Raw genomic sequence first — 25,010 nt, 5'->3', positions numbered from 1 at the left:
GGACACACCCGGCTCCCGGGCACGGCGAACGCAGGCGCGGCCACCTGCGCGAACCGGTCCCGGGAGCCGCGGCAGGCGCTAGCCTCGGACCATGAAGCGCTACGGGGGAGTAACGCGGATCAGCGGGATGGGGGACACGGCGGCGCGGGCGGTGCGCTCCGCGCGGACCGTCGAGGATTTCTTCTCAGCGGTGAAACAGGTGACGAGGCCCGTGCTGCGGTTCGACGTCTGTGCCTGTGTGACCGTGGATCCGCAGACGTTGATGAACACCGGGGGCGACTATCAGGACGGCCTCCCGGCGGCCATGATGCCGCGCATGCTCGACATCGAGTACCGCGAGGGGGATGCCAACGACCTGTCGCACCTCGCGGCCAGACACACACCGGTGGGCCTGCTCAGCCGGGAGACGGGCGGCGACCTCGACCGCAGCCCCCGGTACCGGGACATCATGCGGCCCCTCGGATTCCGCGACGAATTGCGTGTGCTGCTGCGGGACCGCCACGGGGCGTGGGGTGCCCTGATCATGGGCCGCGGCAACGACATGCCTCCGTTCGGCTCCCCGGACCTGGCCGCTGCGGCGTCGCTGGTCCAGCCGCTGGGCACCGCACTGCGCCGGCTGCACCTGACCAGGCTCGCCGACGAGGGCGCCTCGGCGGTGGCGCCCGGACTGGTGCTGCTGGACGGCGACCACCAGGTGGTGCACGCGACGCCCACCGCGGCCCAGTGGTTCGACGAGCCGGCCCCCGACGGCGGCCCGCCGTCGGGCGGTCGCCGTGGGCTGCCACCCGCCGTCTACGCGGTGGCGGCGGCGGTGCAGGCTCCGGGAGCCCCGGCCTCCCACACCTCCTGGATGCACAGCCGGCGGCACGGACGGGTCCGGTTGCACGCCTGGCGCCTGGACGGGACCGCGGAGTCGCAGGCCCGTGCCGCCGTCGTCGTCGAGCAGGCAGGTCCCGCCGAGCACATCGCACTGATCGTCGCGGCGTACGGGCTGACCCCTCGGGAAAGGGACATCACGGCCCTGGTGCTGCGGGGGCGGTCCACGGCCGACATCAGCCGTGACGTCGGGCTGTCGCCGCACACCGTCCAGGACCACCTCAAGGCGGTGTTCGACAAGACGGGCGTCCGCAGCCGGCGTGACCTGGTCGCCACCCTCTTCGCCCGTCACTACCTGCCGGACGTGGCGCCGTCCGTGTCCGGGCCGCGCATCCGGTCCCGGCCCGCCGCACGTCCGGACGGCGGCTCCGGGCGTGGGTGACGGACGGGTGGATACCGCACGGTTTACGCGCCGCCGGGGAAGGCACTCGGGACCGGCCCACCGTTCCTCGTCCCTGGAGTGCCCATGACTCGAGTCGCCGACCGTGTACTGCCGCGCCGGCAGGAGTGGGGCGCGGAAAGGGTCCACGGCCGTCCGGGCGGCGGCGGTCTGCCCGGTGGGCTCACCGAGCACCTGTCCACCCGGGGCGGGAAGTGAAGGGCGCCGGCCGCCTCGGGCGCGGCCGGCGCGGGACGGGCGGCGCCGAGGTGGTGGTCGTGACCGGCGCGACCGCCGGCGTCGGCCGGGCCACGGCCCGTGCCTTCGGCGCACGCGGCGCCGCCGTGGCCCTGCTCGCACGCGGCGAGCACGCCCTGGAACGGGCGGCCGAGGAGGTCAGGGAGGCGGGCGGACGGGCACTGCCCCTCGTCGTCGACGTCTCGGACCCGGACGCGGTGGACGCCGCGGCGACCCGGGTGGAGGACGAGCTCGGCCCGATCGACGTCTGGGTGAACGCCGCCTTCACGACCGTCTTCGCGCCCGTACCGGACGTGGCGCCCGAGGAACTGAGGCGGGCCACGGAGGTCACGTACTTCGGCTTCGTCTACGGCACCCAGAGCGCGCTGCGGCGGATGGTGCCGCGCGACCGGGGCACCATCGTGCAGGTCGGCTCGGCCCTCGCCCGGCGCAGTGTCCCGCTCCAGGCCGTGTACTGCGGTGCCAAGCACGCCATCCAGGGCTTCACCGAGTCCCTGCGCTGCGAGCTGCTGCACGACGGCAGCGGAGTGCGGGTCACCATGGTCCAGATGCCCGGCCTGAACACGCCCCAGTTCAGCTGGGTCCTCAGCAGGCTTCCCCGGCATCCGCGCCCGGTGGCGCCGGTGTACCAGCCCGAGGTCGCCGCCGAGGCCGTCCTGCACGCGGCCGACCACCCCGGACGGCGTGAGTACTGGGTCGGCGGTTCCACCGTCGCGACCCTCCTCGGGCAGAAGCTCGCCCCGGGCCTGATCGACCGCTACCTGGCCCGCACGGGCTACGACGCGCAGCAGACCGACGACCCCGTGGACCCCTCCCGGCCGGTCAACCTCTACGCGCCGGTGGACGACGCCGCGCCCGTGGACTACGGCGCCCACGGGCTCTTCGACGACGAGTCGCACCCGCGCAGCCTGCAGTTCTGGCTCTCACGCCACCGCCGGCCCCTGGCGCTGGCCGCGGCGGCCGCCGGAGTCCTCGCCGCGGGCCTGACCGGCGGGCGCGGCGACGCCGGCCGGAGCGCGTGCGTGGGAGGCCGGGGGAGGGCATCGCGCGGCTGACGCGAGGGGCCCCCGGTCGGGTCACCGCTCGCGGTCGATGGTGCGCGTCCACCAGTGGTGCTCGCAGAACCAGTGGCCGACCATCGCGCCGCCGAAGACGACGAAGCCCACCCCGATGAGCCAGGACTCCACCACGAGCACGATGCCGACCGCGCCGTAACTGATCGCGTTGTCGAGGATCAGCGGCGTGAAGACGAGGTAGGAGAAGCCGCGCAGCCCCACCAGGCCCACCATGGTGGCCAGCGCCCCCGGCAGCAGGTCCCGCCAGCGGACCTGGCCGCCCAGCAGGAAGTGCTGCCCCCACCAGAAGAACAGCGTGCCGACCGATGTGGAGAGCGCGATCCGCGCCGAGCCGTGCAGCGCGGTCCGTGTCTGCACCTCCTGGTAGAGGTACGCGGTCAGGGCGATCACCCAGGTCATCTGCCGCCAGACGCGGTGCCAGGGGCCGGACGGCAGACCCCAGATGCGTTCGTAGCCGTTCTGGATGCTCGCCGCGAAGGACACGCCGAAGACGGCGAGGGCGATACCGCCCCACACGCTCGTGGTGCCGACCACCTTCGTCGGCGGGCTGATGATGTCCGTCAGCACCTTGGCGGACCGGCCGGACAGCCCCATGCCGTCCGCCAGCCAGGAGGCGAAACCGCCCTTCCCGAGGGGGTCGGCGGCGGCCACCACGATCAGCAGCGGCGCCAGCGTGACCAGGGCGAGGGTGGCGAAGCCCATGGCCCGGTGCATCAGCTCGAGTTCCCGGCCCCGCCGGACCAGCGCGGACGCGGCCAACCCGTCCCACAGACGGACGAAGGGGCGCCGGTACCGGTTCACGGGTGCTCCTCGGGCGGTCCTGGGATCGACTCGCCGCTGCGGAACTGAGTGACCCGTGGCCGGCGGGACAAACGTGACACCAGTATGCGCGCGAGTCCGCACCGGGCCGGACTGCGAAACGGGGGAACCCGCGCGCGTTCCTCCTCGGGGCCGTAGGACGAGAAGGCAAGTCCGGCTCGACACATCACAATCCGCGCCCAAAGCCGAGCCGCCCCCGTTCCCGCGCCCTGGACGGGGCAGGACACGGTTGCTGCGGCCGGGTGAACACGCGGGGGACGAGAATGAAGCGCCCTCCCGGCGGGCGTCGCCCCGCGGCGGGTATGGAAATGCAGTGAGGTGAAGCTGCGCAGGCACCCCTCCTCCCGGCTCGTGCACCAGGGCCATGACCGGGCCCGCACTTGGCGGGTGCGCAAGAGCCGCTGGTACTTCCCGCTGCTGGGGCTCACGTTCCTCGGCGCCTTCGCCGAGGTGTTCCTGATCGCCATGGCAGTCGCCAGGATGGTGGGACCGTCGCCGCTGCACGCTCCGCTCCGGTGGATCGAGGGGCAGTGCGAAGGTGAGGGCCACTTCGCCTGCTCCCTGCTGCAGGGCATCGTGATGCCCTTCCTCACGATCGCCTTGGCCACGGTCGCGTACCTCTTCTTCCGGTTCACGCGGGTGAGCCGGGCCTACCTCCGCAAGGCCAGGGAGGTGCCGCGGGACATGGTGCCGACGGCGGGCGGCATCTTCGGGCGGGTGGTGGGACGCGACCAGCTGTGCGAGGTCCTCATGGAGGACCTGCGCGACAGCCGGTTCCGCCGCACGCATGTGGTGGTCGGCGGCATCGGGACGGGCAAGACCGCCCTGCTCGTGCTGCTCACCGAGCGACTTGCCCGGCGGGGCGCGGTGCCCGTGCCGTTGCGGTTGCGCGGTGTGTCGGGGGACCTGGACTTCCGGCAGCTGGCGTTCGAGCGGTTCAGGCTGGAGGTGCAGGGGCACATCCGTTCCGGCGACGAGGCGGAGAAGGTGTGGCGCCACCTCATTCAGCAGGGCCGCATCGTGGTCCTGGCGGACGGTCTGGAGGACGCTCTCGCCGGGGACACCCTGACGGAGGAGCGCGACACCCTCATCCGGCTGGCCGTCCGCCGGGCCAACGAGGAACGGCTGCCGCTCGTCATCGCCTCGCGTCCGCACGACGCGCTACGGGGGCTGGACGCCTCGCTGACCGACCTGGAGCCGCTGAGCGAGGAGGCCGCGCTCGCGTACATCTCCTCCGGCGCCGTCTGGGAGGATCGGCAGCGGCTCGACTGGATCGTGGAGAAGGCGGCGATCGCCGAGGCGCCCACGTACCTGCAGGTGGCGCGGGAACTGCACGACGAGGGGCTGCTGGAACGGGCGCTCAGCGGCCGGTTCGAAGAAGGCGTGGAGACCCGCGGCGGCGACCGGGCGGCGCTGCGGCTGCACCTGGTGGACACCTGGCTCAGCGCCGTCGTCACCGGACGGCTGTGCCCGTACCTGCCGCTCGGCCAGGACGAACGCCGGATGGCGCTGGAGTACCTGTCCGCCCTCGCGTGCGCGGGTCTGGCCGACGACTCCGCCGAGGTCCGCATCGGCGACGTCGTCGACGAACGCGACCCCACCCGGTCCCGCTTTCCGGAGATCATGACGGAGCTCGCGCGGCGTGTGCAGGGCAGCCAGCTGGACGTCCGGCTCGCCGCGGACTGGGGTGCCGGCATGGAGCTGGTGGAGCTCGCCGGGGACCGGGTCCGCTTCCAGCACAGCGTGATCCAGGCCCATCTCGGCGCCCGCTTCATGAGCGCGGTGATCCATCCGCGGACGTCCGGGGAGACCACGGAGAACCGGTACTTCCCCGCGGCTCTGGAGAACCCGGGACGGGAACTGCTGATCGCCATGGTTCTGCACTCCCGCACACCGAAGGGCTCCTGTACGCACCCGGGAGCGCGGGGCGGCCACGACGGCTGGTGCCCGGTGGCCGCGGCGCGTGACCTGGTCCTGAACGCGGCCTGCCAGGCGCAGCAGAACAACGCCCACCGTCGGGGCGGGGACCGGCAGCCCGGCGGCCGCCGTCCTGACGGGGCACCGCGCGACCCGGCCGACCCGAGGCAGGTCTTCCGCCGCACCCTGCACACCAAGGCGCTCCAGCTCTACGCGGCGGCCCTGCAGATCGACAGCGTCGACGCGGCGTCGGAGCAGCACCGCATCGCGATGGAGCTGACGACGGCGTGGCCCGACCTCCATGCCCGCGATCCTCACTCGCTGGGCGTGGCCAAGGAACTGCTCGTCTCCCGCTTCGGTGAAGCCCTGCGCAGCCTCGATCGCCGGGACGGCGTGCACCCGGCCTACGCGGAGCTGTTGCAGATCGGGTGCCTGGAGCCCTCCTACGGTGTGCGGGTCGCCATCGCACAGGAGATCGGCGCGGGCGGCGACAGTGCCTTCGCACTGCTCCAGGCGCGGCTGCTCGCCCCGCGGACGGAGCCGGAGCAGCCGATGGAGCGCAGACCGGAGTGGATGCTGGACATGTGGGAGAGCCAGCAGCCGCGGACCGTCCGGGCGGGCGAGGACGGCGGACGCACGCAGGCGCCGCGCGACCTCGCACGGCTGCGCCGGCTGGAGGAGCAGGAACGCGAGGAAGAGGAACGCGCCTGGCGGCACGACACGATGGGTGCCTGGCTGATCCCGCTGCTCGTGGGCTCCGTCACCGTCCGCCGCCACCACGACACGCCGTACGAGATCCTGGCGGGCTGGGTGGAGCGCGTCGGCGTGCCGAACGGCCCCGACCGCAGACCGCTGGACCTCACGCTGGAGATCGCCCTGGCCCAGGGGTTCAAGTACGCCGCCAACCGCAGGGCCCGGCACCCGCACGCCCGACCGCAGGCCCGTGAGTACCTCATCGAGCAGGCCTGGGACATGCTCAGACGCTCCCGGTTCTGGTTCACCCGGCTCACACTGCTGCACGCGCTGACGCTGTGGGAACTGCCCGACGACGGCACGGCGGCCGGCGGCCGGTCCGGGCACGGCGCCGACCCGGCTGCACAGATCCGCCAGTGGCTCGGCCTGCGGGACGGCGACCCGCAGCACCCGTTCGTCGAGGCCACCGCGGAACTGTGCGTCCGGGCCCTGGAGACCGGCCGGCCCGAGCGCTATCTGTGGATCGACGAGTGCGGCGTGACCGCGCAGGTCGGTTCCAGGTCGACCGACCGGGAGGCACGTAGGCACCGGTTGTGGATCCCGCCGTCCACTGGCTGGAGCACGCTGCACCCTCTGGCCCGGCAACTCCTCGCGGACATCCTGCTGTTACTCAATCTCGCCGAACGCGGTGACTGGCCCAGGGACCGGCAGCAGCGCCTGCACCGGACCGATCGCCCTGACCTGCCGCCGTGCCTCACGAAGGATCGCCGCCCCCTGGATCCGGACGGGAGCCTCATGCGCACGGCCGCGGCCCACGCCGGCTCCAACTGCCGCGACGACTGCGCCTTCGAACTCTGTCCGTACCCGCCCCTGGGGGCGAGCGGTCACCGTCCGGCGCTGTCCGAGGCCTTCTGCCGCGCCCAGTTCACCCTGCTGTCGCGCTCCTGGTCCTTGCTGCGCCCTGCGGCACCCTGGCAGCGGGAGACGGACCTGCCGCAACTGCGCCTGTTCTGGGAGCGGATGAGCAAACGCTCCCGCGGCAGCCCGAATGGACGCTGACCGAGGCCATCCGTGGGCGGGCTGCCCCGCACAGTGCTACGCCGTACCACTGAAGTGGTCCATGAGCCGTTCAACACCTCGATGCCACAACCAGGTTGGAGAGGGCCTATCTTCTCGGGCATGGATCACCAGGGAGAGTTTCGTCGGGCAGCGCTTGAGTTGGGCGTCCCGGGCGACGAGATCGGCAGATTCGGCCGGCACCTTCGTTTGTCGATCGGACTGTCCGTGGGCGGTGGTTCCCCGGTCGGGCAGGTCGGTGGGTTGCCCAGGCTGCCGGTGGGCATGGAGTGGCCGTCCGCCGGGGACGTTCCGTTGCCGTTGCTCCTCTCCGTCGATTGCGGGTCGCTGCCGAGAGTCGACGGCTTCGATCTGCCGGCGGACGGGACGCTGCTCTTCTTCGTGAACCAGGAGATGGACCATGAGGATGGTTCCGGGAGGTACGCGCGAGTCGTGCATGTACCGGACGGCACCGAAACCGCGGTCGCGGAAGCCCCCAGCTCCCAGTGTGTCCGCGAGCAGTTCGACGTCGGCGCGGAGCTCGGAGCCGAACTGCCCCTCTGGCTCCAGGAGGGCGACGAGGACTGGCACGAGTTCTGGGAGGATCTCGAGTGGGAGGACATGTCGCCCTTCCAGCAGCAGTTGTTCCGGTACATGGAGGATGACCTGCCGCACCTGGACGAACTCCGGGCTCTGGCCCACGACCTCTGGCCGGCCGGCGCCGGCGTTTTCATCGGCGGGTATGCCGATGACGAGGTGATCAACAGCATTGCGGAGCAGACCCTCGCGGGACGCGAGAAGGCAGGCGAGATCCCAGCCATCCCGATCGCGAAATGGTCCTCCCACCTGGAGAAGGAGAAGCACCGGCTGACGAGCGAGTGGATATCGCTCGCCAGTGAAGCCCGGGTCTACGAGGAGTACCGCACGAGTTTCGTGATCCGCCACGACGACTTGGCCGCCGCTCGGGTGGACAAGGCACTAGCCGTGACCCGATTCGAGGCTCCGTGACCAGGTTCGACGCACCTCTACCACGGGGAGGGCCGGCCAAGCCTGTTCACAAAGGCTCCGCGTACGGTGATCCACTCGAGGGGGGCATGGCCATGAGAATGCGTCGGTGGTGTGCGGCGACCGCGGTGGCACTGTTGCTGACCGGTTGCCAAGGCGCACCGGAGAGCGACAGAGCGATCACGTTGGGGATGTGGGATGCGCAACGGCCGCACGGAAGCGCCGGCGAGGGAGCTGTGGCTGCGATGGCTGCCTGCCGTGGTGATCGCGGGGGCCTTCGTCCTCGACGTCGCCACCCGGGGAGGCGTCAACACGTTCCCCTTGCTCGCGGCCGCCCCCGGGGTCGCCGCGAGTGTCCTCTCCCTGGGCGGGACCATCGCCACCGGCGTGGCGGTGAACCTCGTGGGACTCGCGCTGGTGTACCTGGAGCGTGAGCCGGTCCGCCAGGACGTCGCCGTGTTCAGCAGCCTGGTCCTTCTCACCGTCATCGCGGCGGTCCTCAACGTCCAGCTCACATGGAACCGGCGGCAGCTGAGGACGAGTCGCGAGGTGGCCGCTGCGGTCCAGCACGCGGTGCTCCCGGATCCGCCCCGCCGGGTGGGGCGACTGTCCGTGGCGTCCCGGTACGAGGTCGCCCACGAGGAGGCGGCCATCGGTGGCGACCTCTTCGCGATCCATGAGACCGACCACGGCATCCGGATGCTCATCGCCGATGTGCGGGGCAAGGGACTCGAGGCGGTCCGCACGGTCAACGCCCTGCTCGGCTCCTTCCACGAGGCCTGCCACCACCGGCCCGACCTGCCGGGCGTCGTGCGGCAACTGGAGGACCGGATGCAGGAGGTCATCAGGCGGTCGAGCGGCGCGGAGGCCGAGTCGTTCGCCACCGCCGTCGTCGCGGAACTGCCCCCGGACTACTCCGGACTGCGTATCGTCAACCGCGGCCACGCGGCACCGTTGCTGGTCCGCGGCGGCAGGGTGACCCCGCTGACACCGAGCACTCCCTCGCTGCCGCTCGGCCTGGGTCTTCTGCACGGCGACGACGTCGTGGTCGACCTGTTCGAGCCGCCCGCCGGAGCCACCCTCGTACTGTTCACGGACGGCATCAACGAGGCACGGGACGCGGACGGCGTCTTCTTCGATCCCGTTCCGGTCCTGTCCCGGCCCCTTCCGGCGGACCCGGACGCGGTGCTCGACGCCGTGCTCCGCGCCGTCCTCCGGCATACCGGCGGAGATCTGCAGGACGACGCGGCGCTCTTCGCCGCCACCCTGGACGAGTGAACCCGGGTCCGGCCCACGGGGGCGGAGAGGCGGCGCCGCGGACCCCCGTTTGCCTGAGCCGGGACGGGTCACTCACTGATGACGTCAGAGGTGCCTTCGAAGGAGTTCGGGTGATGACGCGGGCCGCCGGCACCACGGCGCTGGACGACTGCACGGTCGACGCGGTCGACGTCCACGCCTTCGAGATCCCCACCGACGGCCCGGAGGGCAGGGAGCAGGACGGCACGCTCGACTGGGACTCCACGACCGTGGTCCTGGTCCGGGTGCACGCCGGCGGAAGGACGGGGCTGGGTTACACCTACGGGGACGCCTCGGTCGCCTCGTTCGTGCGGTCGCAACTGGTGCCGGTGATCGACGGCGGCTCCGCCGCCTCGCCCCCGGCGCTGTGGCGGCGGATGGGCGTACGGATCCGCAACGCCGGGCGTCCCGGTGTCGGGGCCATGGCCCTGTCCGCCGTCGACGTGGCGCTGTGGGACCTCAAGGCGAGGCTGCTGGACCTGCCGCTGGTGCACCTCCTTCCGGCCTGCCACGACCGCGTACCGGTCTACGGGAGCGGCGGCTTCACCAACTACGCCCCGGACCGCCTCACCGGCCAGCTCGCCGGCTGGGTGGAGCAGGGCATCCCGCGGGTCAAGCTGAAGACCTCGCGCGACCCGGAGGCCGACCCGCGGCGCCTGACCGCCGTGCGCCGGGCGATCGGCGACGGGCCGGAACTGTTCGCCGACGCCAACGGCGCGCTCGGCCGCAAGGAGGCCCTGTACTGGGCGCGCAGGTTCCACGAGGAGTGGGACGTGCGCTGGTTCGAGGAACCCGTCACGTCCGCCGACCTCGAAGGGCTGCGGATGCTGCGTGACCGGGGACCGGAGCGCCTGGAGATCGCGGCGGGGGAGTACGGCTTCACCGCTCGGGACTTCGTGAACCTCGCCGAGGGTCCCGCCGTGGACTGCCTCCAGGCCGACGTCACCCGGTGCGGGGGGATCACCGGCGTGCTGGAGATCGCCGGGCTGTCGGCCGCCCGGCACCTCGACCTGTCCGCGCACTGCGCCCCGGCCCTCTCCGCCCACGCCTTCTGCGCCGTACGCCGGCTGCGGCATCTGGAGTACTTCCACGACCACGTGCGCGTCGAGAGCCTGCTGTTCGACGGCACCCTGCCGCCCGTCGGCGGAGCCCTGCGGCCCGACACCGGCCGGCCGGGTCTCGGCCTGGACGTCAGGTGGGCCGACGCGGAGCCCTACCGGGTCCACGGCACGCGGCCGTCCTGACGGCACCGGAGGCCCCGCACGGCACCGGAGGCCGGGCGGGGCGGGACAAAGGCCCGGGGCCGGCTCAGGGGTCCATGCGCTGCCGCTGGCGCATCTGCTCGTTGTGCCAGGCGATCGCGCGGCGGATCTGCGGTTCGTGCAGGCCCGTCCGGCACGCGAGCTGATCCATGGAGAGCGCCGGCGGCCCCGTGGACAGCGCACGGGTCAGTTTCGCGGCCCAGAGCTCCTCCTCGACGAAGGGCCGGTCCTGGTAGCCGTCCTTGACCACGTCGAAGTGGTCGTCGCAGCACGCGGTGATGAGCCGCAGCCCGTCGTAGTACGCGTGGGTGGCATGGGCGGACGAGGAGTCCGGCACGTATCCGCGCACGGCCCGGTCCTCGGGGAACACCTTGGCGCACAGGTCGCACAGCTCCACGGCGGCGGCCCGCGCGCTCCGGCGGTCCTTCCTGCGCTTACGGTTCCACATCGCGCCTCCCGGAATCGCCGTCCAGCAGCGTCGACGCCGTATGCCGTGTCGGGCCGGCGTCCGGAATTCCGGAGTTACCCGATGAGAACGGGACAAACGCCCCTCACGTTCCACGGGTGCCGCTCAGACGGGGCGGCGGGCTCAGGGGAGACCGCCCCGCTCGCAGACCTGGCGGGCGATGTCGCGGAGCTTGACGTTGCGGTCCTGGGAGGCGCGGCGCAGCGCGGCGAAGGCCTGCTCCTCGGTGAGGCGGTGGCTGCCCATGAGAATGCCCATGGCCTCGCCGATCGTGTGCCTGGTGCCGATGGCCTCCTGCAACTGGGCCTGCGTGCGGGCGCTGGAGAACGCGACCGCGGCATGGGAGGCCAGCAGCCAGCCGGCGGTCTCACTGGCCTCGGTGAACGCGCCGGGCCGGCGTGAGTAGAAGTTCAGCGCCCCGAAGTCCTCGTCCTCGGTGAACAGCAGGATGCCCATCATGCTGCCCAGGCCCAGCTTGCGGGCCTCGGGTACGTACTTGGGCCAGCGCCGTGCCACATCGGTGAAGTCGGCGATCCTGAAGTGCCGCTCACCCTCGGAGGTGCGCGCGGCGTCGAAGCACGGCCCCTCCCCGACGCGCTCCTGGAGCTGGTCGCTGTCGATCACCAGCTGCTCGGTGGGCGCCAGCGACTGCACCCGGTTGCCGCGCAGCAGGAGAATGCCGGCGGCGTCGCAACCCTCCACCAGCTCCGTGGCCGAGCCGGTGATTCTCGTCAGCGTGTCGCGTACGGACTCCTGCGCCAGCAGCTCCCGCGCCAGCGAGGCCATCTGCTCGGCGAACGCTCGCCAGTCCATTCCGTCCTCCTGTTCGGCGCCGACCCTCCTGCGAGTGCCCGGGGGCGAGCGGAGCAAAAGGCGGAGTCGCCCCGGGCGAGGCGCCCGGTCACCTTGTTTCACGCTACACCTAAATGCATAATGCGCTTATGGACACGCCCGTCACGGGCCCCGGGGAACCCGACGCCTCCTCGGAGGAGCTGATCATCGCCGTCGAGCGGATGATCCGGTACGTGCGCCACAGCGCGCGCACCGGCGGTCTGAGCACCGCGGCCTCCTCGACGCTGGCGCGGCTCAGCCGCGAGGGCTCCCAGCGGCTGACCGAACTCGCCAGGAGCGAGGGCGTCTCCCAGCCGAACATGACCCAGCTCGTCACGCGCCTGGAACGCACGGGTCTGGTCCGCCGGGTCGCCGACCGCAGCGACGGCCGGGGCGTGCTGGTGGAGATCACCGCCGCCGGCCAGGAGGTCTTCGCACAGCGCCGGGCCGAACGCGCCCAAGCGCTCGGACGGCTCATCGGCGAACTGACCGAGCCGGAGCAGCAGGCCACCAGGACGGCTCTGCTGGCCCTGGCCCGCGTGCTCGGCGACCGCCACGACACCACCTGACGGAGCCCCGTCCCCCTGACCACCTCTCTTCCGTCCCCGTCCTCACCCGAAAGAGAACCGCCCATGAGCGCACCGCACGGCAAGGCCGCAAGTCCGTTCCGGCAGCCCAGGGCCGTCTGGGCCGTCGCGTTCGCCTGCGTGATCTCGTTCATGGGCATCGGGCTGGTCGACCCGATCCTGCCCGCCCTGGCCGAGAGCCTCGACGCCACGCCCAGCCAGGTCTCCCTGCTGTTCAGCAGCTATCTGATCGTCACCGCCGTCGCGATGCTGATCGTCGGCTGGATATGTAGCCGCATCGGCGCCAAGCGGACCCTGGTCACCGGACTGGCGATCATAGTCGTGTTCGCCGCCCTCGCCGGCGCCACCGATTCCATCAACGGCATCGTCGGCTTCCGCGCCGGCTGGGGACTGGGCAACGCCCTGTTCATCGCCACCTCCCTCGCCGTCATCGTGGCCTCCGCGAGCGGCGGCTTCGGCGGCGCGATCATCCTCTACGAGACCGCCCTCGGCCTCGGCATCGCCGTCGGCCCGCTGCTCGGCGGCGAGCTGGGCGGCATCAGCTGGCGCGGACCCTTCTTCGGCGTCGCCGCCCTCATGGCCGTCGCCCTGGTCGCCACCCTCGCCTTCGTGCCCGACCTGCCCAGGCCGGAGCACCGCACCTCACCGATCGCCCCGCTCAGGGCCCTGCGCCACCGCGGCCTGCTCACCATGGGCCTCATGGCCCTGCTGTACAACTGGGGCTTCTTCACCATGCTCGGCTACGCCCCGTACCCCATGGAGCTCGACGCCCACCGACTCGGCCTCGTCTTCACCGGCTGGGGCCTGCTGGTCGCCGCCTTCAGCGTCTTCTTCGCCCCGCGTCTGCAGGCCCGCTACGGCACCGCCCCGGTCCTCTACGCCAACCTGCTCGGCCTCGGCATCGTCATGGCGGTCATCGCGGCCGGCGTCACCAGCCCCACCACGGTCATCGTGGCGGTCATCGTCAGCGGTGCCTTCATCGGCATCAACAACACCCTGACCACGCAGGCCGTCATGCTCGTCGCGCCGGTCGAGCGCCCCGTGGCGTCCTCCGCCTACGGCTTCCTCCGCTTCATCGGCGGCGGCCTCGCCCCCTACGTCGCCGGGAAGCTCGCCGACGCCACCGACCTGAGCGTCCCCTTCTACCTCGGCGCCGCCACCTTCGTCCTCGCCGTCCCCGTACTGGCCAGCGGCCACCGGCTGCTCCGCCGGGCCGAGACCGGGGCCGCCGGCAGCGAGCCCGTGACGCCGGCGCTCACCGCCGTCGGCGCCCCCGCCACGACCGACGCGCCGCCCGTCGTCGTCGCCGTGGGCGCCCACGACCGGGCCGCCTCCATCGTGGACGCCGCTGCACGTCTCGCCCGGGACACCGGCAGCCCCCTCGAAGTCGTCCACGTCCAGCAGACCGCCGTGGTCGAGGAGCAGGCCGTCGACACCGAGACCGACGCCGGGGCCCGCAGGGCGGTCACCGCGCACCTCGAGCGGCTGACCGGCCTCGGCATCGCCGCCTCCGGCCAGATCCTCACCAGCGTCGGCGACCACGCCGCGGCCGGCCGGGCGCTGGCCCGGCACGCCGCCGAGGCAGGGGCCCGCACGGTCGCGGTCGGACGTTCCCCGCGCGGCCCCGTCGCCCAGTTCGCCGACGGCAGCTTCACCAGCGCGCTCACCCACGCCGCCGCCTGCACCGTCGTCCTCGTCGACCCCGACGACGAGCCCCGGCCCCTCACCGCCGCCACCCTGCCCGGCCTGCGCGCCGAGGCGGGCTGAACCGGCCCGGCTCAGCGCCGGATGAGACCGAGACCGGTGGCCGTGGCGACGGCGGCCGTGCGGGAGTCGACGCCCAGCTTGGCGTAGACCCGGGCCAGATGGGACTTCACCGTGCCCTCGGTCAGGTGCAGCCGGCCGGCGATGTGCTGGTTGGACAGTCCCTCGGCGACCAGCGAGAGGACCTCGGTCTCACGACGGGTCAGCGAGGTGTGCGGTTCGCGCAGCCGGGTCAGGAGCCGGTCCGCGACAGTGGGGGCGAGCGCGGTCCGGCCCGCCGCGGCGGTGCGCACCGCGGCGGCCAGCTCCTCCGGCGGCGCGTCCTTGAGGAGGTACCCGGTGGCACCCGCCTCGATGGCGGGCAAGGTGTCGGCGTCGGTGTCGTACGTCGTGACGATCAGGACGCGCGGGGCGCCCGAACGCGCCGTGATGGCCGCCGTGGCCTCGGCACCGTTCATTCCCCTGCCGAACCGGAGATCCATCAGGACGACGTCGATGTCACCGAGTCCGGACCGGACGACGGCCTCCTCCGCGGTCGCCGCCTCCGCGACCACCGTGATGCCCTCCTCGGTCTCCAGCACCGCGCGCAGGCCCGCCCGGACGACCGGGTGGTCGTCGGCGAGCAGCAGCCGGATGGGTGTCGGGGCGATCTCGGTCACGGCCGGTCCTCGGGGTCGTCGTCGGTAGCGTCGTCGGTGGAGGCGAGAGGAAGCCGGGCGGACAGCGCGGTGCCCCGCCCGGGGGCGGACTCGACGGTGAGCGTGCCGCCCTCGGCGCGCACGCGGGCCCGCATCGCGACCAGGCCGAACCCGCCACCCCCGTCCGCGCCGGGCACCCGCACGGCAGCCGGGTCGAAGCCCACGCCGTCGTCCACGACACCCAGGACGACCGCGTCGTCCCCATAGCTCAGGGTGACCTCGGCCGTGCCGGCCCGGGCGTGCCCGACCGTGTTGGCCAGCCCCGACTGGGCGACGCGCAGCAGGGCCACCTCCCGCGCCGTGGACAGCGGGCGCGGCCGCCCCGCGAGGCGGAACCGCACGCCGAGCCGGTGCCGGTCGGCGGTGGTGGCGCACAGCCGCTCCAGCGCGTCGGCCAGCGGGGTGTCGTCCAGCGCGGGCGGGGAGAGGGCGGCGACGAAGCGCCGGGCCTCGGCGAGACTGTCCATCGCGGCCTGCCGGGCCTGGGTCACGTGGGTGACGGCGGACTCCGGCCGGCCGGGCAGCGCCCGCTCCGCGGCGCGCAGCAGCAACTGGATGCTCGACAGCCCCTGGGCGAGCGTGTCGTGGATCTCCCGGGCCAGGCGCTCGCGCTCCTCGAGGACCCCCGCGGCACGCTGAACGTCGGCCAGGTCGGCACGCGTGACGGTGAGCTCCTCGATCAGCCGGCGCCGCCGCTCGCTCTCCCGGTACAGCGCCTGGTAGCCCCACACCACCGCCACGGCGACGGCGGCACCGAGGGCCGGGCCGATCGCGGTGGCCGCGGTGAACGTGCCCTCGTGGGCGGAGAAGGCGGCGACCGCCGCGACCGCCGTGCCGAGCACCGCGCCCAGCCCGGCCCGGCGCGGCAGGAGATGGAGCTGGACGAAGTACAGCGGGAACGCCAGCCACACCGCCTCGGCGGACAGGACCAGCAGCACCAGCCACACCGCGCCGACGGCCGTGAGCCACAGGGCCGCGGCCCGGCGGGACGCGCCGATCGCCGGGACGGCGGGGCCCACGGCGTACACCGCGCCCAGCACCGCGGCCACGGCGACGACGGCGGGCGCGTGCGGCCGGCCGTCCGCCACTGCACGCAGGGCCACCAGGGCGAGCAGGCCGGCCACGAGCAGGTGCATGGCCCGGGCGAGGGAGCGGGGGGTGGGAGTCAGCGCGTTCACGGTCGTTCCAGCCTACGGACCTCCCGGCAGGCCGGGCATCTGCCGAAAGTGAGAGGCCGGCCCGCACCCTTCGGCCCGCGAAGTCCCCGCCCAGGGCCGATGCCCGACAGGGTCCCGAACGGCGACGGTGGAGACGTCGCCGATTCCGCGGCGACAGCTCCTCACTCCACCACGCCGCATCGAGAGGCCGGGCGAAAGACGTGTTTGTCGCCTTGAGAGACCTGACGTTCGCCAAGGGCCGGTTCGCCCTGATGGGAACCGTCGTCGTACTGATCACCCTGCTGGTCGGGCTGCTGTCCGGACTGACCGCGGGCCTGGCCCGGGAGAACGTCTCCGCCGTCACGTCCCTGCCCGCCGACCGGATCGCCTTCGCCGCGCCGAGCGGCGGCCAGGACCTGTCGTACGCAGACTCCACGGTCACCGGGGCGCAGTGGCGCCGGTGGGCCGACGCCCCCGGCGTCCGCGGCGCGGAGCCCCTCGGCATCACCTCCACCCGGGCCCGCGCGGGCGACCGCAGCGCCGGGGTGTCCGTCTTCGGCGTCCGGCCCGGCTCCCCCCTCGCGCCCTCGGGCAGCCGGATCGACGACCGTACGGTGGTGCTGTCCGCCGACGTCGCCGACGAGCTCGGCGTCCGGACGGGGGACGCCGTCACCGTGGGCAGCCGGCGGCTGACCGTGGCCGAGGCCGGGGACGACGCCTCCTTCAGCCACCTGCCGGTCGTCTGGACGAGCCTGCGGACCTGGCAGGCCGTCGCCCCGCCCACCGGCGACGCGGCCGGCCCCACCGCGACCGTGATCGCCCTGGACACCACCCCCGGCGCCGACCTCGAGGCGACGGACCGGGCGGCCGGCACCCGGACCGTCACCAGGGACGACTCACTGGCCGCGATCGGCTCCTACCGTTCCGAGAACGGCTCCCTGCAACTGATGCGCGGCTTCCTGTTCGCCATCTCCGCCCTGGTCATCGGCGCCTTCTTCACCGTGTGGACGATCCAGCGCAGCGGCGACATCGCCGTCCTCAAGGCCCTGGGCGCCACCACCGCCGGGCTGCTGCGCGACGCGCTCGGGCAGGCCGTAGTCCTCCTGGCCGGCGGCACCCTCGCCGGCACCGCCGGCGCCGTCGCGATCGGCGCCGCGGTCTCCGGCTCCGACGTGCCGTTCGTCCTGGCTCCCGCCACCGTCCTCCTGCCGGCCGCCGTGATGATCCTGCTCGGCGGTCTCGGGGCGGCACTCGCCGTCCGCCGCATCACGTCCGTCGACCCGCTGACCGCCCTGGGGAGCGCCCGATGAGCCTGCACCTGACCGGCATCACCCTGACCTACCCCGACGGCGACGGCCGTCTCACCGCCCTCGACCGCGTCACCCTGGACGTGCCGCGAGGCATCCTCACGGCCGTCGTCGGCCCCTCCGGATCCGGCAAGTCCAGCCTGCTCGCCGTCGCCGCGACCCTCGTCACCCCCGACTCCGGCACGGTCACCGTCGACGGCGCCGACACCGGCCGGATGAGCCGCGGCGAGCTGGCCGACCTGCGCCGGCGCCGCATCGGGATCGTCTTCCAGCAGCCCAACCTCCTGCCGTCCCTCACCGCGGCCGAGCAACTCCAGGTGATGGCGCACATCGACGGCCGCAGCCCGCGTGCCGCGCGGGAGCGCGCCCTGGAGCTCCTCGCCGCCGTCGGCCTCGCCGACCAGGCCGGCCGCCGGCCCCACCAGCTCTCCGGCGGCCAGCGCCAGCGCGTCAACATCGCCCGCGCCCTGATGAACGACCCCAAGGTGCTGCTGGTCGACGAGCCCACCAGCGCGCTCGACCACGAGCGGGGCGCCGCCGTCGTCGGCCTGATCACGCGCCTCACCCGTGAGCGGGACACCGCCACCGTGCTGGTCACCCACGACCGCACCCACCTGGCCGCGGCCGACCGCGTCACCGAGGTGCGGGACGGGCGCCTGAGCGTGCCCGCGCCGGCCGGCTGACCGGGCCGCCGTTCAGGCGCCGTCGGGACGGAGCCGGGCGGCCGCACCGGGCGGCTGGATCCGCAGGCCGGGCCGGCGCCGGTGGACCGTCAGGTACGTCACCCCGTCGGGTCCGGCCTGGACGGCGCGCGTGGAACCGTGCGGAAGCCAGGTCAGGAGCCCCGGCCGCAGCGGGCGCTCACCGTCGGTGCACTCGAGGGTGGCCGCCCCGTCGAGGACGAGCAGCAGGACGTCGAGGTCGGGCTCCGTGTGCGTGCCGACCCGTCCGGACGCGGGGACGCGGACGACGTTGGCGTCCAGCTGGCGTCCCGGTTCCGCGAGCCGCCACAGGGCGCCGGCGGGTGCGTCCCCGGCGAGGGCGAGCAGTTCCGCGGTGTCGCACAGCACCCGGGGGAGGGGAGCCCCCTGGTCCGGAGCGGGGGAGCCGCCGTCTTCCGCTGTCATCGGATGTCACCGTCCGCCGTGTCCAACCGCGACCGCCCGCCGCCCCGTTGGGCGGCCGTCCCGGCACGGCCCGTCAAGTGACGCACTCCACAGGCCCACAGCCGCGGGTAAAGGGGAATCTAACATGCGTATTTGTTAGGGTCCGGGTGTGCGGCTGACGAAGTTCACCGACCTGGCGCTGCGTTCCGTGATGCGCCTGGCGGTCGTGAAGGACGGCGACGATCCCCTGACCACCCGCGAGGTGGCCGAGGTCGTCGGGGTGCCGTACACGCACGCGGCGAAGGCCATGACCCGCCTCCAGCACCTCGGTGTGGTGGAGGCCCGGCGCGGCCGCGGCGGCGGACTGACACTGACCGGTCTGGGGCGGCGGGCCTCGGTCGGCTGGCTGGTCCGGGAACTCGAGGGTGACGGCGAGGTCGTCGCCTGCGAGGGCGAGACGCCGTGTCCGCTGCGGGGAGCCTGCCGGCTGCGGGGCGCCCTGCGTGACGCCCAGGAGGCGTTCTACAGCGCGCTCGATCCGCTGACCGTCGCCGACCTGGTGGCCTCACCCACCGGCCCGGTCCTGGTCGGCCTGACGGTTCGCCCGTCCGGCTGACGGGTGAGCGGGGCCGCACGTGTCTGCCTGTGACTCAAAACACGAATCTCATCTACCAATTAAGGAGTCGCCGTGCTCTCCGAACAGTCAGTCCCCGTGGTCCGGGCAACCCTTCCGGCGGTCGGAGCGGCCATCGGTGACATCACCGAGCTGTTCTACCGGAAGCTCTTCGACGCCCACCCCGAGCTGCTGCGGGACCTGTTCAACCGGGGCAACCAGGCCAGCGGGGAGCAGCAGAAGGCACTGGCCGGTTCCATCGCGGCGTTCGCCGGCATGCTGCTGGAGCGTCCCGACGCCCGTCCCGACGCGATGCTCTCCCGGATCGCCCACAAGCACGCCTCCCTCGGCATCACCTCCGACCAGTACAAGATCGTCCACCAGCACCTGTTCGCCGCGATCGCGGAGGTCCTCGGCGACGCGGTCACCCCGGAGGTCGCCGCGGCCTGGGACGAGGTCTACTGGCTGATGGCCAACGCGCTCGTCGCCATCGAGACCCGCCTCTACCAGGAGGCCGAGGTCGTCGAGGGAGGGGTCTGGCGCCGCATGGAGATCGTCCAGCGGCGCGAGGAGAGCGCCGACGCCGTCTCCTTCGTGCTGCGGCCGGCCGACGACCGGCCCGCGCGGCCGTTCCGCCCGGGCCAGTACGTCAGCGTCCGGTCCGAACTGCCCGACGGCTCGCGGCAGATCCGCCAGTACAGCCTGTCCGCCGCCCCCGGCCGCTCCGACCGGCGGATCACCGTCAAGCGCGTCCAGGGCGCCGGACAGCCGGACGGCGAGGTCTCGTCCTGGCTCCACGCCACCGCGCGCGAGGGTGACGTGCTGACCGTCTCCGAGCCGTTCGGCGACCTCGCGCTGGCCGACGGCGACGGGCCGCTGCTGCTGGCCTCCGCCGGAATCGGCGTCACCCCCATGCTGGCCATGCTGGACCATCTGGCCGCCACCGGCACCGGCCGTCCGGTCACCGTCGTCCACGCCGACCGCACCCCCGCCGACCACGCCCACCGGCAGGAACAGCTCGACCTGACGGGCGCCCTGCCGGACGCCCGGCTCCACCTCTGGTACGAGGAGCCCGGCGACCAGGCGCCGGAGGCGTCGGCCGGACTCGTCGACCTCGACGGCGTCGACCTGCCCGCCGGGCTCACGGTCTACCTGTGCGGCCCGCTGCCCTTCATGCGCGCCGTCCGCGGCGACCTGCTGCGCCGCGGCGTACCCGCCGAGGCCATCCACTACGAGGTCTTCGGGCCCGACCTCTGGCTCGGGCAGCAGTAGACCCGCCGGAGCCGCCACGCACCGGCCGGCGGCACCGCGTGCCGGCGACGGACCCCGCCGCCGGCAATCCCGGCCCCGGACCGGGTCAGGCCGCCGCGGTGAAGGCGGTGGTGATGGCGGTGTCGACCCGGGCGTGCACGACCAGACGGGGGCCGGACGAGTCGGCGTTGTTCTCCAGCAGCCGCCGGACCGGGGCGCTGTGGGTGACGACGCTCATCAGGACACCGAGGCGGCCGCACCACTGATGGGCCCGGAGCACGGCACTGACCGCGGCACCGCTGGAGGCCTCCTCGGTCAGGACGATGACGACCGGAGCCGGCTGATGGGCGTCGACGAGAGCGGTGATGTGCGTGGACAGCCCGGCCCGCCCGTCGATTCCCGGATCCCGGTCCACCGTGATGACGAGGACTCCGTGCTCCAGGGTGTGGGACAGCATCGTGGTGGCCTCCGATCTGACGCCTGACGGCGAAGTGCCTTCAGTGAAAGTGCCCAGGACCCGGTCCGCAATGCGCGGCGACGGCGACACCACCGCCAGGGCGGACCCCGCGCAGCCGTGCCGCCGCACCGGGCGCCCGGCGACGGGCGGGTGGACACCCGGCCGCCACGGGGCCCGGCGGAACCCCGCACCGCCGCCGCGTACGATCGTCCGGTCCGTCCCCGAACCGGCAAGGAGTCCCGACCGGTGCCCGCCCTCCTCCCGCCGCCCCGAACCGGGTCCCGCCTGCTGGACCCGGAGCGCCTGACCCGCGTGGAGGACGGTCAACGGCTGCACGCCCTGCTGTGGCGGCCCGGACCGGGCTGGCGGATGGCCGGCAGCGCCGTGCTCGGCGGCGGCATCGCCGACTGCGTCTGGGTCCTCAACGCCCAGGTGGAGCACGGCTATCGGCGCACCGACCCCGCCCGGCACCTCGCCGAACTGGCGCGCGCCGCCGGAGCCGAGGGCCGGGGCATGGGCCTGATGACCGCCGCCGACGTCCGCGAGCCCGGCCGCGCGCGGGACGGGGGCGCGGAGGCCGTCGTCACCGCGGGCGTCTCCGTACGCGGGTGGGCGGCGGCACCGCAGGAGGGCTCCCCGGGGACACCCGGGCCGGGAACGATCAACATCGTCGCCGCCCTGCCCGTGGCCCTGAGCGACGCGGCCCTGGTCAACGCGGTCATCACGACGACCGAGGCCAAGGTGCAGGCACTGCTCGAAGCGGGCCTCGACTGCTCCGGCACACCGACCGACGCCGTGTGCGTCGCCGCCCGCGCGCCGCGACCCGGCACGGAGGTCCACGCGTTCGCCGGACCCCGCTCCGAGTGGGGCGCCCGGCTGGCACGGGCCGTGCACCGCGCCGTACTCGACGCGCTGCCCGCCGCCCCCGGCTGAGCCGCCGCCCAGCCTCGAGTCCCGTGCGCCACAGCCGGCTTGGGCCGCCCGGACGGCCGCGGGGACCGGCTACAGGGAGGTCCTGCGCCGCGTCGCCGCCGCGCGCAGGGCCAGTGCCGCGGCCAGCAGGACCCAGGCCACGGCGCAGTACGCCCAGGCCGTCGCACCCCGGGCCGCGCCGACCGCGCTCCACACGGCCCACAGCGCGAGCACCACGCACAACGCCGTCCACGAGATGTCGGCGACGCGGCTGCGCAACTGCGCGCGCTGCCGCGTGCCGGGTTCCAGATCACCGAGACCGTTGCCGGCGGGTGCTTTCCGCTCGTCCACGCAGGGCTCCTTCGACGCATGCTCACGAGTGGACGTCGGGTACCCCCTCGGGGATCTCGCACGCGCGCCGGGCACACGTGCGCGGGGACGGCCCGCTCCGGCCGTCCCCGCGACTGTTCCTCAGGTACTGGTCAGCGCTGTCCGCTCTTCTCCAGCGCCTTGTCCAGGGCGGCCGCGAACCCGTTGGCCCACAGCTGGTTCACCCGGCTGCGCTCGGTGGAGTTGGGGTACGCGTTGGTGCAGGACGTGCCGGGGCCGCCGCCCGACATCAGTTCGCTGCACGGGCCGCTGTAGTGGTCGGGCAGACCGAGCACGTGCCCGGTCTCGTGGGCGGTCACGCGAGTCGAGTCGTACTGCCGGTTCTGCGTGTAGTCGAGGAAGATGTAGCCGCTGCCGTGCCCGTTGGTGGAGGCGTACGAGCCGCGCGAGTCGTTGCCCTCGTAGTACGAGAAGTCGGCGCCGGAGCTGGCCTCCTGGAGGCGCACGTTGGACACGGTGCTGTTCCAGATCTGGGCACTGCGGGATATCTGGGTGCGGAAGCTGGGCGCGTTTCTGGTGCTGTAGTAGACGGTGACGGCGGCCGCCGCGGACGGGTTGGCCGCCCGCTTCTTGGCGACGGACTTGACGACCGCCTCGAAGAACTCCTGGTTGGCGCGGGCGTCCTCGCCCGAGCCGGCCGAGGGCACGTAGCCGGCCTGCGCCGCGGGGGCCTGGGGCTGGGGAGCGGCGGCGGTCACGGCCGGGCCGGTGCCGAGCACGGCGGCGGTCAGACCGAGGCCGACCGCGGTGGACAGCAGGGGCAGGGTGATGCGCATCGATGACTCCTTGTGTGGGGGAGTGGGGAGAAGTCGTCACCGGTGAGTGTGGGGCGCCCATGAGCCCGCTGTGATGATGGCAACAGGTGATAGGGCCGGGCTATCGCCCAGGTTCGACCGACGTGCAGAACTCGCCCTGTTCCGCCGCCTTTTGTTCACCTGGCGCAACCAACTGTTCCGCTCTACGCTCCCTGCATGGAGCTCGAGGTGAGGCACCTTCGCGCGCTGTGCGCCATTGCCGACGCCGGCAGCCTGCACCGCGCGGCACGCCAACTGGGCGTCTCCCAGCCCACGTTGAGCACCCAGTTGAGCCGTATCGAACAGGCCCTGGGCGGGCAGCTGTTCGTCCGGGAACGCACCGGGTGCCGCCCCACCCCGCTCGGCCGCACCGTCCTGGGCCGGGCCCGCCCGCTGCTGGCCGACATGCGGACCCTCGTCCGCGAGGCCCGCGCCGCCGCGGCCGGCGGCGAAAGCCGGCTGCGCGTCGGCTCCACCGCGAGCCGGGCCCTCGCCGGCTGGCTGCGCCGGCTCAGACGCCCCGGCCTGGAACCGACGCTCCAGATGGACGTCTCCGCCAACGCGCTGCTGCGCAGGGTCTGCGACGGCCAGCTCGACGTCGCCTTCGTGCACGAGGTGGAGGGCTGCCCGCTGCACGTCCCCGAGGGCCTGCGGGTGCGGGTGCTGGTCGAGCGGGAGCCGCAGTTCGTCATGCTGCCCGCCGACCACCCGGCGGCGGCCCGACCCGTCGTCCACCTCACGGACCTCGCCGACGACCGGTGGATGGTCGACCCCACCGTCGACGGCGAGTGGGACGGCGTGCACCGCATGCTGCGCGCCGTCGGCCTCGACCCGCGCGTCCTGCACGGCGACTACCACACCGCCGCGTCCCTCGTCGCGACCGGCGAGGTCGTCACCGTCTGCCAGCCCAGCTCCCAGTCCCGGCCCGACATGGCGGTACGGCGCCTCCACGGCGACCCCCTGGGCGTGCGCCTGCTGCTGGCGGCGCGCACCCGGGCCGAACTGGACGCGGTCTACCCCGCGCTCGAGGAGGCCTACTGGGAGGTGGCCCGGCAGTCCTCCGCCTACCGCGAGTGGCTGGAAGGCCCCCGGACGCACGCCGTGGCCACGTGCCCGCCGGTGACCGGTGCGGGGCCCGGCCGGGCGGACTTCGTTCCCGTCCGCTGAACCGGACCATCCGGCCATTCGGGTGCTTCAACTCCCGAACCGGTATGACAACAGGGCCAAACGGTTACGCAGAGGTGCATGAGCTCTGTGCGACGACTTCCCCCCATGCGTTCTGCGGCCGTGCTGTGTGCCCTGGGCAGTTCCGTACTGCTGATGACGGCCTGCACGAATGCCGACACGACCCGCTCGAGTGTCGCCGAGGCGGCCCAGACCGGTTCTCCCACCGGTTCCCCCTCGGCCACCGACACCGCCTCCCCCACCTCGGCTTCCCCCTCGGCCTCGATGGACGAGGACAAGGCCGAGCGCAAGGCCCTGGTCCCGATGGCCAAGGTGACCTGGGACCAGGCCGCCGACACCGCCGTCAAGGAGGTCTCCGGCGGCAAGCTCGTCGACCTCGAACTGAAGATGACCCCGGCCGACGCGACCGCGTCCCCCACGGGCTCGCCGATGCCGAGCACCCCGAACCCCGCTCCCAGCCAGGGCTCCCCCGAGTGGGAGGCCAAGGTCGCCGCCTCCGACGGCACCGTGCACATGATCGACATCGACGCGGTCAGCGGCAAGGTCTTCCGCACCCAGCCCGAGGCGGACCAGAGCGCCGACGACAAGAAGAAGATCGCCGGCTGGCTGAGCAAGGCCACGCAGACCCCGCAGCAGGCGGTGAAGGTGGCCACCGGCAAGGTCAAGGGCACCGTCACCGGCGTCGAACTCGAGGAGAACGACAACCAGCAGGTGATGTGGGCCGTCGACGTCGTGAACACCGGCAACTGGAACGAGACGACCGTCGGCGTCGACGCCACGAACGGCAAGATCCTCAGCGAGGACGTCGACACCGACTGAGTGCCGGTCCGGCAAGCACTTCGGGAGCAGCGGGCA

General features: G+C 73.2%; 25 protein-coding genes. 16 read left to right on the top strand and 9 right to left on the bottom strand.

What is annotated here, in order from left to right:
* Nucleotides 1-91 precede the first annotated feature (91 nt).
* From ACFWJB_RS08990 to ACFWJB_RS08980, 3 genes are all read left to right on the top strand, one after another.
* Nucleotides 92-1,258, top strand: a complete 1,167-nt coding sequence (locus tag ACFWJB_RS08990) for a helix-turn-helix transcriptional regulator (RefSeq protein ID WP_386921189.1) — start codon at nt 92-94, stop codon at nt 1,256-1,258.
* Between the two features lie 84 nt (nt 1,259-1,342).
* A complete protein-coding gene (locus ACFWJB_RS08985) occupies nt 1,343-1,474 on the top strand; it encodes a hypothetical protein (RefSeq protein WP_385468704.1) in 132 nt (43 codons plus the stop codon).
* Nucleotides 1,471-2,568, top strand: a complete 1,098-nt coding sequence (locus ACFWJB_RS08980) for an SDR family oxidoreductase (RefSeq protein WP_386921186.1) — start codon at nt 1,471-1,473, stop codon at nt 2,566-2,568. Before ACFWJB_RS08985 ends, ACFWJB_RS08980 begins: the two co-directional genes overlap by 4 nt.
* 21 nt (nt 2,569-2,589) lie before the next feature.
* On the opposite strand, the gene ACFWJB_RS08975 is transcribed toward ACFWJB_RS08980, so the two are convergent.
* On the bottom strand, nt 2,590-3,390 hold the full coding sequence (locus ACFWJB_RS08975) for a ribonuclease BN (RefSeq protein WP_385469770.1): 801 nt from the start codon (nt 3,388-3,390) through the stop codon (nt 2,590-2,592).
* Nucleotides 3,391-3,726: 336 nt separating this feature from the next.
* Between ACFWJB_RS08975 and ACFWJB_RS08970 the strand changes: the two genes are divergently transcribed.
* From ACFWJB_RS08970 to ACFWJB_RS08955, 4 genes are all read left to right on the top strand, one after another.
* The gene (locus ACFWJB_RS08970) at nt 3,727-7,077 is read left to right on the top strand and encodes a hypothetical protein (RefSeq protein WP_386921184.1); all 3,351 of its coding nucleotides are present in this window, start codon (nt 3,727-3,729) and stop codon (nt 7,075-7,077) included.
* Nucleotides 7,078-7,197: 120 nt separating this feature from the next.
* Complete coding sequence (locus ACFWJB_RS08965; protein ID WP_385469774.1) at nt 7,198-8,082, top strand: DUF1963 domain-containing protein; 885 nt, start codon at nt 7,198-7,200, stop codon at nt 8,080-8,082.
* A gap of 195 nt (nt 8,083-8,277) precedes the next feature.
* Nucleotides 8,278-9,357 (top strand): PP2C family protein-serine/threonine phosphatase, encoded by a 1,080-nt coding sequence (locus ACFWJB_RS08960; RefSeq protein ID WP_386921182.1) that lies wholly within the window; start codon nt 8,278-8,280, stop codon nt 9,355-9,357.
* Between the two features lie 113 nt (nt 9,358-9,470).
* Complete coding sequence (locus ACFWJB_RS08955) at nt 9,471-10,619, top strand: enolase C-terminal domain-like protein (RefSeq protein WP_385469780.1); 1,149 nt, start codon at nt 9,471-9,473, stop codon at nt 10,617-10,619.
* Nucleotides 10,620-10,683: 64 nt separating this feature from the next.
* Here the strand turns inward: ACFWJB_RS08955 and ACFWJB_RS08950 are convergent, their stop codons facing one another.
* Nucleotides 10,684-11,085 carry a hypothetical protein gene (locus ACFWJB_RS08950; RefSeq protein ID WP_385469781.1) on the bottom strand — a complete coding sequence of 134 codons (402 nt, stop codon included), beginning with the start codon at nt 11,083-11,085 and terminating at the stop codon, nt 10,684-10,686.
* A 141-nt stretch (nt 11,086-11,226) separates the two neighbouring features.
* The gene (locus ACFWJB_RS08945) at nt 11,227-11,916 is read right to left on the bottom strand and encodes a GAF and ANTAR domain-containing protein (RefSeq protein ID WP_385469783.1); all 690 of its coding nucleotides are present in this window, start codon (nt 11,914-11,916) and stop codon (nt 11,227-11,229) included.
* Nucleotides 11,917-12,044: 128 nt separating this feature from the next.
* Between ACFWJB_RS08945 and ACFWJB_RS08940 the strand changes: the two genes are divergently transcribed.
* Together ACFWJB_RS08940 and ACFWJB_RS08935 are read left to right on the top strand one after the other, a co-directional pair.
* The gene (locus tag ACFWJB_RS08940; RefSeq protein ID WP_386921179.1) at nt 12,045-12,503 is read left to right on the top strand and encodes a MarR family winged helix-turn-helix transcriptional regulator; all 459 of its coding nucleotides are present in this window, start codon (nt 12,045-12,047) and stop codon (nt 12,501-12,503) included.
* A 63-nt stretch (nt 12,504-12,566) separates the two neighbouring features.
* Nucleotides 12,567-14,288 carry an MFS transporter gene (locus tag ACFWJB_RS08935; protein ID WP_386921177.1) on the top strand — a complete coding sequence of 574 codons (1,722 nt, stop codon included), beginning with the start codon at nt 12,567-12,569 and terminating at the stop codon, nt 14,286-14,288.
* An 11-nt stretch (nt 14,289-14,299) separates the two neighbouring features.
* Here the strand turns inward: ACFWJB_RS08935 and ACFWJB_RS08930 are convergent, their stop codons facing one another.
* Complete coding sequence (locus ACFWJB_RS08930; protein WP_385469806.1) at nt 14,300-14,935, bottom strand: response regulator; 636 nt, start codon at nt 14,933-14,935, stop codon at nt 14,300-14,302.
* Between the two features lie 5 nt (nt 14,936-14,940).
* Nucleotides 14,941-16,119 carry a sensor histidine kinase gene (locus ACFWJB_RS08925; protein WP_385469808.1) on the bottom strand — a complete coding sequence of 393 codons (1,179 nt, stop codon included), beginning with the start codon at nt 16,117-16,119 and terminating at the stop codon, nt 14,941-14,943.
* Nucleotides 16,120-16,361: 242 nt separating this feature from the next.
* On the opposite strand from ACFWJB_RS08925, the gene ACFWJB_RS08920 reads away from it, so the two are divergent.
* The gene (locus ACFWJB_RS08920) at nt 16,362-17,450 is read left to right on the top strand and encodes an ABC transporter permease (protein WP_385469789.1); all 1,089 of its coding nucleotides are present in this window, start codon (nt 16,362-16,364) and stop codon (nt 17,448-17,450) included.
* Nucleotides 17,447-18,130, top strand: coding sequence for an ABC transporter ATP-binding protein (locus tag ACFWJB_RS08915; protein WP_385469791.1), 684 nt, complete (start codon nt 17,447-17,449; stop codon nt 18,128-18,130). The genes ACFWJB_RS08920 and ACFWJB_RS08915 overlap by 4 nt, the downstream gene beginning before the upstream one ends.
* Nucleotides 18,131-18,142: 12 nt before the next feature.
* Here the strand turns inward: ACFWJB_RS08915 and ACFWJB_RS08910 are convergent, their stop codons facing one another.
* A complete protein-coding gene (locus tag ACFWJB_RS08910; protein WP_385469793.1) occupies nt 18,143-18,574 on the bottom strand; it encodes a hypothetical protein in 432 nt (143 codons plus the stop codon).
* Nucleotides 18,575-18,722: 148 nt separating this feature from the next.
* Here ACFWJB_RS08910 and nsrR point away from each other — a divergent pair, with 148 nt between their 5' ends.
* Nucleotides 18,723-19,169, top strand: a complete 447-nt coding sequence (gene nsrR, locus ACFWJB_RS08905) for a nitric oxide-sensing transcriptional repressor NsrR (protein ID WP_385469795.1) — start codon at nt 18,723-18,725, stop codon at nt 19,167-19,169.
* A gap of 72 nt (nt 19,170-19,241) precedes the next feature.
* Complete coding sequence (locus ACFWJB_RS08900; protein ID WP_385469797.1) at nt 19,242-20,438, top strand: globin domain-containing protein; 1,197 nt, start codon at nt 19,242-19,244, stop codon at nt 20,436-20,438.
* A gap of 85 nt (nt 20,439-20,523) precedes the next feature.
* Here the strand turns inward: ACFWJB_RS08900 and ACFWJB_RS08895 are convergent, their stop codons facing one another.
* Complete coding sequence (locus ACFWJB_RS08895; protein ID WP_385469798.1) at nt 20,524-20,874, bottom strand: hypothetical protein; 351 nt, start codon at nt 20,872-20,874, stop codon at nt 20,524-20,526.
* Nucleotides 20,875-21,120: 246 nt separating this feature from the next.
* Between ACFWJB_RS08895 and ACFWJB_RS08890 the strand changes: the two genes are divergently transcribed.
* Nucleotides 21,121-21,807 (top strand): adenosylcobinamide amidohydrolase, encoded by a 687-nt coding sequence (locus tag ACFWJB_RS08890; protein ID WP_385469800.1) that lies wholly within the window; start codon nt 21,121-21,123, stop codon nt 21,805-21,807.
* A 69-nt stretch (nt 21,808-21,876) separates the two neighbouring features.
* On the opposite strand, the gene ACFWJB_RS08885 is transcribed toward ACFWJB_RS08890, so the two are convergent.
* Nucleotides 21,877-22,137, bottom strand: a complete 261-nt coding sequence (locus tag ACFWJB_RS08885; protein WP_385469802.1) for a hypothetical protein — start codon at nt 22,135-22,137, stop codon at nt 21,877-21,879.
* 131 nt (nt 22,138-22,268) lie between these two features.
* Nucleotides 22,269-22,952, bottom strand: coding sequence for a snapalysin (gene snpA / locus ACFWJB_RS08880; RefSeq protein WP_386921173.1), 684 nt, complete (start codon nt 22,950-22,952; stop codon nt 22,269-22,271).
* Nucleotides 22,953-23,147: 195 nt separating this feature from the next.
* On the opposite strand from snpA, the gene ACFWJB_RS08875 reads away from it, so the two are divergent.
* Both ACFWJB_RS08875 and ACFWJB_RS08870 read left to right on the top strand, forming a co-directional pair.
* On the top strand, nt 23,148-24,137 hold the full coding sequence (locus ACFWJB_RS08875; protein WP_385470137.1) for a LysR substrate-binding domain-containing protein: 990 nt from the start codon (nt 23,148-23,150) through the stop codon (nt 24,135-24,137).
* Nucleotides 24,138-24,242: 105 nt separating this feature from the next.
* On the top strand, nt 24,243-24,974 hold the full coding sequence (locus ACFWJB_RS08870) for a PepSY domain-containing protein (RefSeq protein WP_385470135.1): 732 nt from the start codon (nt 24,243-24,245) through the stop codon (nt 24,972-24,974).
* Nucleotides 24,975-25,010: the final 36 nt, after the last annotated feature.

Origin of the sequence: Streptomyces sp. NPDC127100 (assembly GCF_042724095.1) — a bacterium.
In the GTDB taxonomy this organism is placed as follows: Bacteria; Actinomycetota; Actinomycetes; order Streptomycetales; family Streptomycetaceae; genus Streptomyces.
Note: the sequence above shows the minus strand (reverse complement) of the source record. Positions and strands in the feature narration are given on the sequence as shown.